9 protein-coding genes are annotated in these 13,733 nt (G+C 70.5%); 7 read left to right on the forward strand and 2 right to left on the reverse strand.

Annotated elements, in window-relative coordinates; all coding sequences use genetic code 11:
• Positions 1-267 precede the first annotated feature (267 nt).
• The 3 genes from ALI22I_RS21035 to ALI22I_RS21045 all read left to right on the forward strand — a co-directional run bounded on the left by ALI22I_RS21035 (position 268) and on the right by ALI22I_RS21045 (position 4,775).
• Positions 268-2,580, forward strand: a complete 2,313-nt coding sequence (locus ALI22I_RS21035; RefSeq protein ID WP_077007246.1) for an ATP-binding protein — start codon at positions 268-270, stop codon at positions 2,578-2,580.
• 414 nt (positions 2,581-2,994) lie between these two features.
• Positions 2,995-3,912, forward strand: coding sequence for a trypsin-like serine peptidase (locus tag ALI22I_RS21040; RefSeq protein ID WP_077007247.1), 918 nt, complete (start codon positions 2,995-2,997; stop codon positions 3,910-3,912).
• A 101-nt stretch (positions 3,913-4,013) separates the two neighbouring features.
• On the forward strand, positions 4,014-4,775 hold the full coding sequence (locus ALI22I_RS21045; protein ID WP_179118302.1) for an META domain-containing protein: 762 nt from the start codon (positions 4,014-4,016) through the stop codon (positions 4,773-4,775).
• An 83-nt stretch (positions 4,776-4,858) separates the two neighbouring features.
• On the opposite strand, the gene ALI22I_RS53835 is transcribed toward ALI22I_RS21045, so the two are convergent.
• Positions 4,859-5,473 carry a DUF6223 family protein gene (locus ALI22I_RS53835; RefSeq protein WP_238598488.1) on the reverse strand — a complete coding sequence of 205 codons (615 nt, stop codon included), beginning with the start codon at positions 5,471-5,473 and terminating at the stop codon, positions 4,859-4,861.
• Between the two features lie 250 nt (positions 5,474-5,723).
• On the opposite strand from ALI22I_RS53835, the gene ALI22I_RS21055 reads away from it, so the two are divergent.
• From ALI22I_RS21055 to ALI22I_RS21070, 4 genes are all read left to right on the forward strand, one after another.
• The gene (locus ALI22I_RS21055) at positions 5,724-6,854 is read left to right on the forward strand and encodes a sensor histidine kinase (RefSeq protein ID WP_077007249.1); all 1,131 of its coding nucleotides are present in this window, start codon (positions 5,724-5,726) and stop codon (positions 6,852-6,854) included.
• Entirely contained in the window at positions 6,851-7,513 is a 663-nt protein-coding gene (locus tag ALI22I_RS21060; protein ID WP_077007250.1) for a response regulator, read from the forward strand. Before ALI22I_RS21055 ends, ALI22I_RS21060 begins: the two co-directional genes overlap by 4 nt.
• Before the next feature lie 147 nt (positions 7,514-7,660).
• Positions 7,661-8,671, forward strand: a complete 1,011-nt coding sequence (locus ALI22I_RS21065; protein WP_077007251.1) for an SMP-30/gluconolactonase/LRE family protein — start codon at positions 7,661-7,663, stop codon at positions 8,669-8,671.
• A 60-nt stretch (positions 8,672-8,731) separates the two neighbouring features.
• Positions 8,732-9,739, forward strand: coding sequence for a methyltransferase (locus tag ALI22I_RS21070; RefSeq protein WP_443216951.1), 1,008 nt, complete (start codon positions 8,732-8,734; stop codon positions 9,737-9,739).
• Between the two features lie 1,019 nt (positions 9,740-10,758).
• Here the strand turns inward: ALI22I_RS21070 and ALI22I_RS21075 are convergent.
• The gene (locus tag ALI22I_RS21075) at positions 10,759-13,500 is read right to left on the reverse strand and encodes an AfsR/SARP family transcriptional regulator (RefSeq protein WP_238598489.1); all 2,742 of its coding nucleotides are present in this window, start codon (positions 13,498-13,500) and stop codon (positions 10,759-10,761) included.
• Positions 13,501-13,733: the final 233 nt, after the last annotated feature.

Below are 13,733 nucleotides of genomic sequence, written 5' to 3' on the forward strand. Positions count from 1 at the left end.
CGATCAGCGTAGGGGCCCGGGTGATGTGCGGCGACGAAATGCACCGTGAAGTGTCGCGCAAAGCCGCATGACCAGAACAATCGTTCGACCGACCCGACCGCCGTCAGAACGCCGTCGGAATGCCAGATCTCCCGCCGCGCCGTGCACGCCGACCTCCCGTGATATGGCGTTCGAACAGGGCTGAGGGGCGCGGCGAGGGGCGCAGTCGGAGGCGCATACTGAACCTTGCGGAACCATCTTGCGGTTCCCGAAGGGTTCGTTCATCTCATGACCACCATCAATCGGACACGGCAGCTGGGCTACCTGCCCGCGCCGTTGACCAGCTTCATCGATCGGCACCGGGAAGTCGCGGGGGCCAAGGGCCTGTTGTCCGCCAGCCGGGTGCTCACCCTGACCGGCACCGGGGGTGTGGGCAAGACGCGGCTCGCGCTGCAGATCGCCGCCTCCGTCCGCCGCGCCTTCCACGACGGCGTGTGGCTGGTCGAACTCGCTCCCCTCACCGACGCGACGATGCTCCCGCGGATCGTGGCCGGCGCCGTCGGGCTGCGTGACGAGTCCCCCTCCCCCACGATGCGCCTGACCGAGCACCTGGCCGACAAGCAGATCCTGCTCGTGCTGGACAACTGCGAACACCTGCCCGACGCGTGCGCGTCCCTGCTCGGCACGCTCCTGCCGCTCGCCCCCGGGCTGAAGGTCCTCACCACCAGCAGGCAGCGGCTCGGCGTCAACGGCGAGCAGCTCATGAACGTGGACCCGCTCCCGGTCGGACCGGACGACGGCGGGGGCGGCCAGGGGGCCGTGCGGCTGTTCGTCGAGCGGGCCCGTGCCACGGCACCCCGTTTCGAACTGACCGACGCCAACCGCGACACCGTGACGGCCATCTGCCGGCGGCTGGACGGGCTGCCGCTCGCCATCGAGCTGGCCGCCGTGTGGACGGCCGCCTTGACGCCCGAGCAGATCCTCGACCAGCTGTCGGACCGGTTCCGGCTGCTGAAGGAGGGACGGCGCGGCGCACGCCCGAACCAGCGGACACTCCAGTCCGCCGTCGACTGGAGCTTCTCGCTGTGCTCCCCGCAGGAGCGCGCGCTGTGGACGCGGCTGTCCGTGTTCACCGGGAGCTTCGACCTCGACGCGGTGGAGGCCGTGTGCGTCGACGACGAGGTGCCGCGCGAGGACGTGCTCATCCTGGTCGCCGCGTTGCTGGACAAGTCGGTCATCGCCCGCCTCGCGCAACCGCCGGACGCCCGGACGCGCTTCCGGATGCTGGAGACCATCCAGTCCTACGGCCTGGCGAAGCTGGCCGAGGCCGGGCGCGAGCACGAGGTCCGCCGCCGTCACCGCGACCACTACCAGCGGCTGTCGATGCGGTACGAGGCCGAGTGCTTCGGCGCGCAGCAGGTCGACTGGCTGCTGCGGTTGCGCGCCGACCACGCCAACCTGCGGACCGCCATCGAGTTCTGCCTCAACGCGGACGAGGGCCGCACCGCGCTGCAAGTCGCGGGCCCGACCTACCACTGGGTCTCGTCCGGCTACCTGCGCGAGGGCCTGACCTGGCTGGACCGGGCGCTGGAGGCCGACCAGGAGCCGAGCGCGGTGCGCGCGAAGGCGTTGTGGGTGCGCAGCTTCCTCGCGATCCTGCTCGGCGAACAGGACGCGCCGGAGCGCATGCTCGCCGAGTGCCGCGCGCTGGCCGAACAGCTGGACCGGACCAACATCTTCTACCCGAAGATCTGGCAGTGCCAGGGCCTGGCCGCGTTCCTGCACGGTGACGTCGACGAGTCCGAGCGGCTGTTCGAGCAGGCACTCGAATGGCACCTGCGGGCGGGCCCCGGTCATTTCCACTGCGCGTTCGACTGCATGTTCCAGCTGGCCCTGATCAGCCTGCACCGCGACGACGAGCACACCGAGGAACGCGTGCGGCGGTGCCTCGCGTTCTGCGAAGAGCACGGGGCCGACTGGTCCAAGTCCTACGCGCTGTGGCTCCGGGGCGTGCTCCTCTGGCGGCGCGGCGACCCCGACGGCGCCCTGCCGCTGCTGCACGAGAGCATCCGGTTGCGGCAGCCGGTCGACGACCAGACCGGGCTGGCCCTCTGCGTCGAGGTCATCGCCTGGTGCGAGGCGGCCAACCACCGGTGGGAGCGGGCGGCGACGCTGCTGGGCGCGGCGATGTCGGTGGTGGAGCGCAGCGGCGCCACCATCGCGCACGACCCGATGCACCGGTTCGCCCACGACGAGGTCGAGGCCCAGGTCCGCGCGCAGCTCGGCCCCGAACTCTTCGCCCGGCACTACGAGGCCGGTGCCGGGTGCTCACCCGAGGAAGCGGTGGCGCTGGCGATGCCGGAACAACGACACCGCCAGGCCGCCGTGGCCGCCCCGGACGTGCTCACCCCGCGCGAGGCCGAGATCGCGGGCCTCATCGCGGAAGGACGGACCAACCGTGAGATCGCCGCCACGCTGGTCATCGCCCAGCGCACCGCCGAATCCCACGTGGACCACATCCTGTCCAAGCTCGGGTTCACCTCGCGCACGCAGGTCGCGAGGTGGGTGACGGAACGGCGCGCCACCGCCGACGGGCGCTGAGCGACCGCGGCTTCGCGCCCGTCGGGGTTCGCCGGGACCACCGGTCCGCTCAGAGGCGGCGAGGTCGCGGACGAACGTGGTGAGCGCGTTCGCGACGCCGGACGGGTCCTGGAGCCAGGGCCGGTGCCGGCTTCGTCGCACACCATCTCGGACACCACGTAACTCACAAGGAGTGATCAGTCGAATACTTTGCGCAGGCGATAAACTCTGTGTACGTGCGTCGAGCGCGTTGATCTCCTTGTGCCGTAACGCCTTCGGCCAACCGGGGCAATTCTTTCCGTGCGACGGCCCGGTTCTCCGGTCGAGGTATTTCTCCCGGCTCGGCCGGCTCTCCTCTTCGTGGCGGCGATCGAACGCCACGCATCAGGGGAGGAAACCTTGTCCACCGTACGTAAAACGAGATCCAGAAAGATCATGACGCTGGCGCTGGCCGTGGTCGCGGTATCAGCGTTGGCGCAGTCGGCGACGAGCACGGCTGTCGCGGCACCGCAGGTCAAGCCCGGTGGCGTCACGATGGTCAACGGCGCGGGCAAGACCGTCACGTTACCCGCGGACGCGGCGACGGCACTCCGCTCCGCCACGGCGGGGCGGTCCGGCAACACGGTCGCGGCCAAGGCGACCGCGACCAAGGACGAGCCGGGCTCCGTCGGCACCAACTCGGTCATCGGCGCCGACGGCCGGGTGCAGGAATCCGCGCCCACCGCGTACCCGTGGGGCGCGATCGCGCACCTGCAAACCAACCAGGGCGGCTGCACCGGCTTCATGCTCAGCCGTGACGTGCTGGTCACGGCCGGGCACTGCGTGCACTGGAACGGCAGCTGGGTGACCTCGTACACCGTCACGCCCGGCCGCACCGGGAACAACGCGCCGTTCGGGACGTGCAGCGGCGGGATCAACGACGTCTGGACCACGTCCAACTGGATCAACGGCTACCCGTCCGACCACGACTACGGCCTGATCAAGTTGACCTGCGACATCGGCAACAACACCGGCTGGTTCGGCTGGTGGTACAACACCGGCGAGAACCTGGTGAACCAGTACTTCTACGTCGAGGGTTACCCGGGGGACAAGCCCTTCGGCACCATGTGGTGGGACGGCGACAGCACCTACTCGCAGACCGCCAACAAGCTCTGGTACTGGATCGACACCGCGAGCGGCCAGAGCGGCTCGCCGGTCTACCACAACAACTCCACCACGGCGGGCCTGTGCGGCGGCTGGTGCGTGACCGCCATCCACACCAACGGTGTGTCGGGCAGCAACCCGACCAACAGCGGCACCCGGTTCCGGCCGGACGTGATGTCGTTCATCAACCACTGGATCTCACAGCCGTAACGTCCGAGGGTGCGGGCACGGGGTCACCCCCGTGCCCGCACCCGTGCAACCGAAGAGGGTCGATGTCCCGTCGTTTGGTCATGAGGCACACCATGGTGTTGATGGCGGTCCTGCTCACGGCGGCCTGCGGGCGTGAGGCGGCCTCCACCGGCAGCGGCGCCACCCCGCCCCCGGCGGACCAGGGCGCCCTGCGCGGTCGGACGTTCACCGCGTCGGCCATCACCGACCAGGGCCGGCCACGGGCACTCGTCGCGGGCACCCGGGTCGAGGTGCGGTTCACCGACGACGGCCGCGTGGTGGTCAACGCCGGGTGCAACACCCTCTCCGGGCCGGTCACCGTGGACGGCGGCACGCTCCAGGTCGCCGACATGAGCGTCACCGAGATGGGCTGCGACCCGGCGCGACACGAACAGGACAAGCTCCTGCTCGACCTGTTCGCCGGCCAACCCCAGTGGCGGCTCGACGGCGACACCCTCGTGCTCGGCTCGTCCGACTCCGGGCTGGAGCTGAGCCAGGAGCGGGCACTCCCCCTGGTCGGCACGGTGTGGAAGGCCGACACCGTGATCGAGGGCACGACGGCGGGCTCGGCCCCTGCCGGAGTCAACGCCACGCTCGTGTTCGGCCCCGACCAGGTGACGATCTCCGGCCTGTGCAACCTCGACCGGGCCGAGTACCGGACCGCCGGTTCCACGATCACCTTCCGACCCGGCCAACTGACCCGCAAGGCGTGCGCGGAGGACATCATGTCCTTGGAGCGGACCACGCTCGCCGTGCTCGACGGCGAAGCGACCTACGCCGTCGACACCAACACGCTGACCATCACCAAGGGCGACAAAGGTCTGCGGTTCACCGCCGAGGGCTGACCACACCGACGCCGGCACCCCGGCAACGACGGCTACCGGACGGCCGGACTCACCGGCGGCACTTGATCAGCCCGGTCAGCCGGTCAGCCGGTGCGGCGGGAGCGGGCCAGAGCGAGCCAGCCGAGGACCATGCTGGTCAGTCCCACCACCACGGCGACGATGGCCCCGGCTCGTCCGTTGCCGGTGCCGAAACCACCGGCGGAGTTGGCCAGGTGCAGCGCACCGACGACCACGCCGATCAGACCCGCCACACCGGCCGCGATGGCTCCGCGTCGCCCGTTGCCGGCATCGACACGACGAGTGGAGCGGGCCAGGGCCAGTCCACCGAGGACCACGCCGATCAGACCCACTACCCCGGCGGCGGTGGGCACGAATCGTCCGGAGCCGATGCCGGTAGCGGCGGCGGCCGACTGCTCGGCGTGCACGGGACTCACGCCTGCCTTGGCCGACTGTGCGGTCCACGTGAACTTGCTGATCACCTCGGAGATCTTCTTGTCGTGCGAGTCCGCCGGCAGCACGCCGAACTGGACGGTGTCGGCGTTGTCCCGTTCGCCCGGTACCTGGAAGGCCACCTGGGCGCCACCGTGCCGGATCACCTCCGTCGGTGCGGCCGAGGCGTATGCGGTCACGGGTGCGGCGAGCCCGAAGCCTCCGATCAGGGCTGCTCCGGCCACGGCGAGCACAAGTCGGATTGGCATCAGGGCTCGTGATGAGTTCATGTCCCTCTACCTCTTTCGTGCGTCTCGTTTCCGAGGTTCGGATGGCACTGATCCTGTCGCCGGGCGCACCGCAGGTCGTTGTGCAGGCGGATGCAATTCGCGCTGCCGCCTGGGCCGCATCCGGCTGCTGCGGACGTGGCAAAGGCCGGGAAAGTACTGCGTGTGCGGTAGGCGGACGGTCGTCCTCGGGGAGGAGTCGTCGGCGGCACGATCGGGCTAACGTGCGCGCATGAGCACAGGACGGTTCGGCGTTCCGGCCGGTGTCAGGGGTTGGGCGATCGCCGTTTGCGTGGCGGCGACGCTGCTGGTGGCCGGGCTGTCCGGAAACCACTCCGCCACGGATCTCGACCTACTCGGATACGTGCTGCTGGTGGCCGGCGGTCTGGCGCTGGCCGCGCGCCGTCGGGCTCCGGTTCCCGTCCTGGCCGTCACCGGGCTGTGCGCGGTGGGTTACCAGGCGGTCGGTTTTGACGTGCCCGCCGTCGCGTTCCTGTTCGCGGTGTACGCCGCCGTGCGGGCTGGCCACCGCGTCACCACGGTTGTGGCGGCCGTGCTGATGCTGGCCGCGCTCCCACTCGCGGCCCTCGCCCTGCCGCAGGACATGTCCGTGGGCGAGGCGCTCGCCCAATCGCGGGGAGCCCTCGAACTGGCTTGGCTGGTCGCTGCGGGTGCCGCTGGGGAAGCGCTGCGGCAGGCCGAACGGCGGGCCGACGAAGCCGAGCGCACCCGGGAGGAGACCGCACGACGCCGCGCCGACGAGGAGCGGCTGCACATCGCGCGGGAGCTGCACGATTCCCTCACCCACCAGATCTCGGTCATCAAGGTGCAGGCCGGAGTCGCCGTCCACCTGGCCCGCAAGCGTGGTGAACAGGTGCCGGAGGCCCTGCTGGCGATCCAGGAGGCCGGCCGTGAAGCCTCCAGGGAACTGCGCGCGACCCTGGAAGCGCTGCGCGATGACGGCAAGACCCTGCCGCACGGGCTCGCCCACGTCCCCGAACTGGTGCAACGGGCCCGCACGACCGGCCTGGACGCGACGCTGACGATCGACGGGCAACGACACGACGTGCCGGTCGCGGTGGACCGGACCGCCTACCGGATCGTTCAGGAGTCGCTCACCAACATCGCCCGGCACGCCTCCGCCGCCACCGCGTCGGTCCGGATCGACTACCGCCCGGACGCCCTCGCCATCCGGGTCGAGGACGACGGCAAGGCCACGCCGGACACCGCCGCGATACCCGGCGTCGGCCTGCTCGGGATGCGCGAACGGGTCACCGCCCTCGGCGGTCGCCTGCGCGCGGAACCACGCAGCGAGGGCGGCTTCACCGTCCACGCCGAACTCCCCGTGGACCGGACGTCGTGATCCGCGTCCTGCTGGTCGACGACCAGCCGCTGCTCCGCAGCGGATTCCGCGCGCTCCTCGCCGTCGAAGAGGACATCGAGGTGGTGGCCGAGGCCGCCGACGGGCAGGAGGGTCTGGCGCTGGCCAGGCAACACCTGCCGGACATCGCGCTCATCGACATCCAGATGCCGGTCATGGACGGCATCGAGGCCACCCGGCGCATCGCCGCCGACCCGACCCTGGCCGGGGTGCACGTCGTCATCCTGACCAACTACGGCTTCGACGAACACGTGTTCAACGCGCTGCGCGCCGGCGCCGCCGGGTTCCTCGTCAAAGACATCGAGCCGGAGGACTTCCTCCACGCCGTACGCGTCGCCGCGCGTGGTGACGCGTTGCTCGCACCGTCGATCACCCGCAAGCTGATCAACCGGTACGTCACCGAACCGCTCCACATGGGTGCCGACGCCGATCTGAAAGGGCTGACCAACCGCGAACGCGAGGCCGTCGCCCTGGTCGCCCACGGCCTGTCCAACGACGAGATCGCCGACCGCATGGTGATCAGCCCGCTGACCGCCAAGACCCACATCAACCGGGCCATGACCAAGCTCCACGCCCGTGACCGCGCCCAACTCGTCGTCCTCGCCTACGAATCCGGCCTGGTAACCCCACGCAACCGCTGACGTCGACGGCCAGCTAGGCCAGGGCACTTGCTCGTGCCGGCGATGCACGACCGTCACCGATGGACCAAGATCCACCCGGGTGACACTCGACGTAGCCGCCCGACGGATCACCCCGACATCGCCGACGCCCCAGGTAGGGAGCCCGCCATGCCCCTGAACCGCCGCCTCATCTCGCCCCGCCGCTGGACCCCGCCCGCTGACCAGGGGCGCACACCCGCCACGAGCCGCTTCGTCGTCGACCGCCGCATCCCCACCGGCGGCCACGGCCCCGAGCACGTGATCTTCGACAGCCAGGGCGGCCTGCTCGCCGGTCTCGCCGACGGCACCGTCGTGCGCATCGCCCCGGCCACCGGCGCCCGCACGGTGGTGGGCAGCACCGGCGGCCGTCCGCTCGGGCTCCAACCGGCCGCCGACGGCAGCATCCTGATCTGCGACCACCACCGGGGCCTGCTGCGCATGTCCGCCGCCGGCTCGGTCGAGGTACTCGTGGACACCGTCGCGGGCCGGCCGCTCACCTTCGCCAGCAACGTCGTCGAAGGCCCGGACGGCACCATCTGGTTCACCGTGTCCACCCGCCGCTGGGACCTGGAGCACTACCTCGGCGACATCATCGAGCACTCCTGCACCGGCCTGCTCGTCCGCCGTGACCCCGACGGCACCGTCACCGTGCTCCGCGACGGCCTCAAGTTCGCCAACGGACTCGTCCTCGCCCCGGACGCCTCCCACCTGCTCGTGGCCGAGACCGCCGGGTACCGGATCAGCCGCCACTGGCTCACCGGCCCGAAGGCCGGCACCGACGAGCCGTTCGTGGACAACCTCGCCGGCCTGCCCGACAACATGAGCCTGGGCGGCGACGGGCTGGTCTGGGTGGCGATCGCCGCGCCCCGCAACGCGCTGCTGGACAAGCTGCTGCCCCTGCCGGGGTTCCTGCGCGTCCTGCTGTGGAACCTGCCCGAGGCCGTGCGGCCCAAGGCCACCCCCGTCGCCTGGGTCATGGCCTTCGACCTCGACGGACGTGTCGTCCACGACCTGCGCGCCGACGACGTCCCGTACGGCTTCGTCACCAGCGTCGCCGAGCACGAGGGCACGGTGGTCGCCGGCAGCCTGCACGAAGACGACATCGTCGTCCTCACCCAGCCGACCGGGCTCGACACCTAGCCGCGCGGCCCGAGGTCGGCCATCGATTCTCGATTGACAGCCGTGGCACCGTGGATCTCCGTGGCACTCAACGACAACGACGACGACACGATCCGTCGCATGGTCGGGCTGGCGACGCCGATGACGCTGCGGGTCGCGGTGACCCTGGGGCTGCCGGATCGGCTACTCGGCGACGGCGCTTCCGCCGATGAACTCGCGGTCGAGCTCGACGTCGCTCCGGTCGCGCTCGATCTCCTGCTGAGCCACCTCGCGACCCTCGGGGTAGTCGAACGCACCTCCACCGGATACAAGACGAGCGCGTTCGGCGCGAACCTCTGTGTCGATGCCGGCAATGGCCTGACCGACCTCCTGAGTCTGGACACCGCCGGCGGCCGCGCCGAGCTGGCTTTCGTCGAACTGGCCCACAGCATCACCACCGGTCAAGCGGCCTACCCGCACCGCTACGGGCAGGACTTCTGGGCCGACCTGGCCGAGCACCCCCACCTCCGCGAGTCGTTCGACCGGCAGATGACGCACCGGTTCCACGAGCAGCTCCCGCGGATCGTCGCCGGTTTCGACTGGTCCCGGTTTTCCACCATCGTCGATGTCGGTGGTGGCCACGGCACCTTGCTCGCCGCGATCCTGGCCGCTCATCCTGGGATGCACGGCCACTTGGTCGATCTCGAACCGACCGCCGTCGAAGCCCGCCGCACCTTCAGCGCTCACGGTCTCGACGAACGGACCCAGGTGACGGCGGGGAGTTTCTTCGACCCGCTCCCGGCCGGAGCGGGCGCCTATTTGTTGTTCGACATCCTGCACAACTGGGATGACGAGCACGCCCACCGCATCCTGAGCCGCTGCGTCGAGGCCGCCCACCCGACCGGACGCGTTCTGGTCATCGAAGGGGTCGGAGGGCTGCGGGCCGACAGCCAGAGCGACCTCACCATGCTCGTGATCTTCGGCGGCCGCGAGCGCCGGATCGACGAGTTCCGCGCGCTCGCCTCGTCGCACGGCCTGGTCCTCGACACGGTGACCGGCCTGACCGATCAACGCTGCCTGATCGAATTCCGGCTCGCCGCCGGCCACTGAGACAACGACGACGCCCTGGGCGTGAACGGCGGTTCGCCACCCTGGCAACGACTTGCCCCGCCGCACGAGCCGCCGGGCACGGCAAGCCACACGGGACGAATAGCTCCCGATCAGCGGCAGATGAGGGTGCTTGACGCCGTCCTACCCCGTGGACTCGCCCGGTGGTTCGCCAGGTAGTCGGTGCGGACCGGGTTCCGTGGCGGTAGCCCAGTTCCACCGGAGGTCCGCGGTCGGTGAGTAACGAAGGTCACCGTCGAGCCTGGTACCCAACGTTCCGGTGCCCCGCTCCTCGACCACGGCCTCGACCCGGCATCCCGGATCCCACGCCAAGAGGAGCCGGTCACCAGGCTGACTGTTCCGGGGAGCGGGCACACGATCCACCGGTTGCGACGAATTCATGTCCACGTAGGCAACCGGTGCGCCCCACAGGTGATCCGCGACGTCGTCTGCCGCCCACATGCCGAGCACTTCCGCACCAGGGTATGACGATCCGGAGCCGACCGATGTCGAGCCGATTTCGGACCTGAGCAACACGGCGGGTGAACGGTCATCGCCCGGCGCGCCACTCGTGATCGTGCGCCTACGGGGTTCGTGCCACCAACTGGCGCCGAGGTAGTCAATGGCCAGCGACGCGGCCGCAACCCCGGCCAGCGAACAGCACCGCCTGTCGAGAGGAGAACGGCGAACAGCTGCGACCACCACATCGACCTCGTGGGATCCCACTTGCCGGCTGAGCCTGTCCAGCAGGGCGTCCACTGTCGGCTCTATCCCGAGCGCATCCCGCACACCCTCAGCGGCCGTCGCCCTCACGCTGAAACGGTCGGTACCCACGACTTCAGACTATCCGAAGGCTGCGCCCAAACCCGCTTGTCGGCTACTTCGGACTGGCGGTACGGCCGGTGCCGGGCCAGGCTCGGTCGAGGTGTCCGGCGGGACGCCCACTTTCGGCTGTCCACTGTGGACGCGGTGTGACCCTCTTCTGGAGTGCGTCCCAGCCGGACGCCGGGCGAGGTTGTGGCTCAAGAGTCCTCCAAGGCGTCGAGCTGCCGTTGCATACGTTCGGCATCGGTGTCGCGCCCCTGCTGCCGGTACAGCTTCAGCGCCTCCCGCCACACCTTGCGGGCCTGCGCGTGCCGGCCGAGGGCGGCGTGCGTCTGCCCCGTCCAATCCTGGGCCAGCGCCTCGTAGTAGGTGTCACCGCTCCGCCGGAGGAGGTCAATGGACTGGCGGTAGTACGCGAGAGCCTGGTGATACCGGCCGGTGTTGTGGGCGATGTACCCCAGGTTGCCCAGAGAATGTGCCTCGCCGTCAAGGTTGTGGTGGTGTCGGTGCATGGTGAGGGCGGCGCGGCAGTGGTCACGGGCGGTGTCGAACTCGCCCAGGCGCGCGGCGAACCAACCCACCGCGTTGATCGCGTCGGCTTCCCGCACCGGCAGGTCGAGGGTGCGGTGAAGGTCGAGGGCGTGTCGGGCGTGGTCCAGTGCCCGCCGGTCATCCCCCCGTTCTCCCCAGGCGGCCGCGAGCGTCCGGTGGGTGTATGCCTGTTCGGTGGCGTCGCGGTGACGCACGGCCAGTGCGAGGGCCCGGTCCAGGTGCCCTGTGGCGTCCTCGTGCAGGCCCAGCCGGGAGCAAGCGTGGCCGAGGTTTCGGTGGGCGTGGATGCGGGTGGTGGGGTCGGGCAGGTGGGCGGCGGCATCCAGCGCCGCCCGCCACGCGGCGAGCGCGTCGCGCCGGTGCCCCCGCCGGCGGTAGAAGGCGTCCAGTGTCCAGGCGAGGTGCCAGACGACGTGGTGGCGGCCGAGGGCGACCGCGGCGCGCTGAGTGACCAGGAGGGTGGCGTGCTCGGCGTCCAACCAGGCCATCGCCGACGCGGCGTCGAGCAGCGGGTGCGGGTGGACGCCGGGCGCGGGCGGGTCGAGTTGCACGAGCGGTCTGTGGGAGTTCAGGAGGCGGTCAGCGGTGTGGGCGGTGTGCAGGTAGAAGTCCATCACCCGCACCAGGGCCGCCTCCCGCACGTCGTCGGGCAGGGTGGTGTGGGCGGTGGTGGCGGCGTAGTCGCGGACCAGGTCGTGCATCGCGTAGCGACCGTGCGGCCGCCGCTCGATCAGCGACGCCTCCTCCAACGCCGACAACGCCCTGTGTGCGCGGGCCGGGGGCAGGCAGGTGAGGGAGACCACGGCGGGCAGGGTCGTGTCGGAGCCGGGGGTGATGCCCAGCAGTGCGAACATCGTGCGCTGTTCGGCGGTCAGGCCGTGCAGGGACCAGGACAGCACCGTGGGCAGGCTGGCGGCGGGGTCGTCGTGGTGGTCCAGCATGTCCAGGCCCAGTTCACGCAGTTCGGCGGCGAACTCGGCCAGCGGTACGTGCGGGCGGGTGTGGGCGTGGCGCGTCACGATCGACAATGCGAGCGGGTAGCGCCCGCACAGGTCGATCAGGTCGTCGGTGGCGTCGGGTTCGGCGGCCACCCGTTCCGCGCCCAGGCGTCCGGTCAGCAGGACGCGGGCCTCGTCGGCGGTGAGGACGTCCAGTTGCACGTGGCGGGCGCCGTACCGGTCGATCAGGGAGGCGAGCCTGGTGCGGCCGGTGACCAGCACGGTGCAGGTGGGTGTGCCGGGCAGCAGCGGGGCGACCTGGTCGGTGGTGGCGGCGTTGTCCAGCACCACCAGCATCCGTTTCCCCGCGACGAGGCTGCGGTACAGCGCCGCCTTGGCGTCCAGGTCGTCCGCGATACGGTCGGGGGCGACGCCCAGGGCCGTGAGGAACCCGCGCACCGCGTCGTCCGGCTCCACCGGACGGTTGGTCGGGCTGAAGCCGTGCAGGTCGACGAACAACTGCCCGTCGGGGAACCGGTCGGCGTTGTGGTGCGCCCAGTGCAGCGCCAGCCAGGTCTTGCCGATGCCGCCCGCTCCGCCGATCGCGGAGACCAACACCGCCGCCCCCTGATCCGCCGGCGCGGTGTCCAGGGCGGCGGTCAACGCGGCGAGCTCGTCCGTTCGGCCGGTGAACGACCGTGGTGCCATGGGCAACTGCCGTGGCACGGGTGACGGTGCCACGGACTCGGTCTCCGTGTCCGCCGGGACGGTCAGTTCCGGGTCGGCCTGGAGGATCTGCTCGTGGAGCCGCTGTAGCCGCGGCCCGGGGTCGGTGCCGAGGTCGTCGACCAGTCGGGTGCGGACGCGCTGGTAGTGCTCCAAGGCGTCAGCCTGGCGTCCGCTGCGGTACAGCGCGAGCATGAACTGCCCGGCGACGCGCTCGTCCAGCGGGTGGACGGCGGCCCGCACTGTCAGCTCCGGGAGCAGTTCGCTGTGCAGGCCGTGCTGTAACCGCCAGTCGATCTGATCGGTTTCGGCGGCGAAGCGCTCATGCCGTAGTCGCTCCCGCACCGCATGCGCCCATGAGGTCTGCAATCCGGCCAATGGCTCGCCCCTCCACAGCGCCATCGCGTTCTCGACCAGGGCGAGGGCTTGTCGTGGGTCTCCCGTCTCCCGTGCCAGGGCGAGCAGCCGGTGGAAGCGGTGCACGTCGACGGTTCCAGGTTCGGCGGCCAGCACGTAGCCGCTGTCCCGCCGAGTAATCGTCACCCCGATCGGCACGAGGGCACGACGCAGGCGCGACACGTAAGTACGCAACACCGACCGGGCCTGGCTCGGCGGACGCTCGCCCCAGACCCGGTCCAGCAGGCCATCCACTGACACCACCCGGTTGGCCTCCAGCAGCAGCACCGCCAACACCGACCGCTGCCGGGCATGACCTATCGGCACCGGTCTGCCGTCCAGACGGACCTCCACCTCGCCCAATACGCGCAATACGACGTCCGGCTGTCCGTCCTGACGATGACCCGTGTCCACCGCTCATGCATACCGGCTGTGAGCAGGCGATTCAACGCGCGTTCGGCGGCTGTTCAGCGCGTCTGCTCCAAGATCAGCGGTACCGCGAGCCGACCAAGGATGCGCCAGCGCGTGCAGATGGAGAAGGAGGAAAGCTCGACGAAACC

Origin of the sequence: Saccharothrix sp. ALI-22-I, from assembly GCF_001984175.1 — a bacterium.
GTDB lineage: Bacteria > Actinomycetota > Actinomycetes > Mycobacteriales > Pseudonocardiaceae > Actinosynnema.

Coding starts and splice junctions, on each gene's coding strand:
- ALI22I_RS21035 (WP_077007246.1), top strand. CDS start 268: ATGACCACCATCAATCGGACACGGCAGCTGGGCTACCTGCCCGCGCCG.
- ALI22I_RS21040 (WP_077007247.1), top strand. CDS start 2,995: ATGACGCTGGCGCTGGCCGTGGTCGCGGTATCAGCGTTGGCGCAGTCG.
- ALI22I_RS21045 (WP_179118302.1), top strand. CDS start 4,014: ATGGCGGTCCTGCTCACGGCGGCCTGCGGGCGTGAGGCGGCCTCCACC.
- ALI22I_RS53835 (WP_238598488.1), bottom strand. CDS start 5,473: ATGCCAATCCGACTTGTGCTCGCCGTGGCCGGAGCAGCCCTGATCGGA.
- ALI22I_RS21055 (WP_077007249.1), top strand. CDS start 5,724: ATGAGCACAGGACGGTTCGGCGTTCCGGCCGGTGTCAGGGGTTGGGCG.
- ALI22I_RS21065 (WP_077007251.1), top strand. CDS start 7,661: ATGCCCCTGAACCGCCGCCTCATCTCGCCCCGCCGCTGGACCCCGCCC.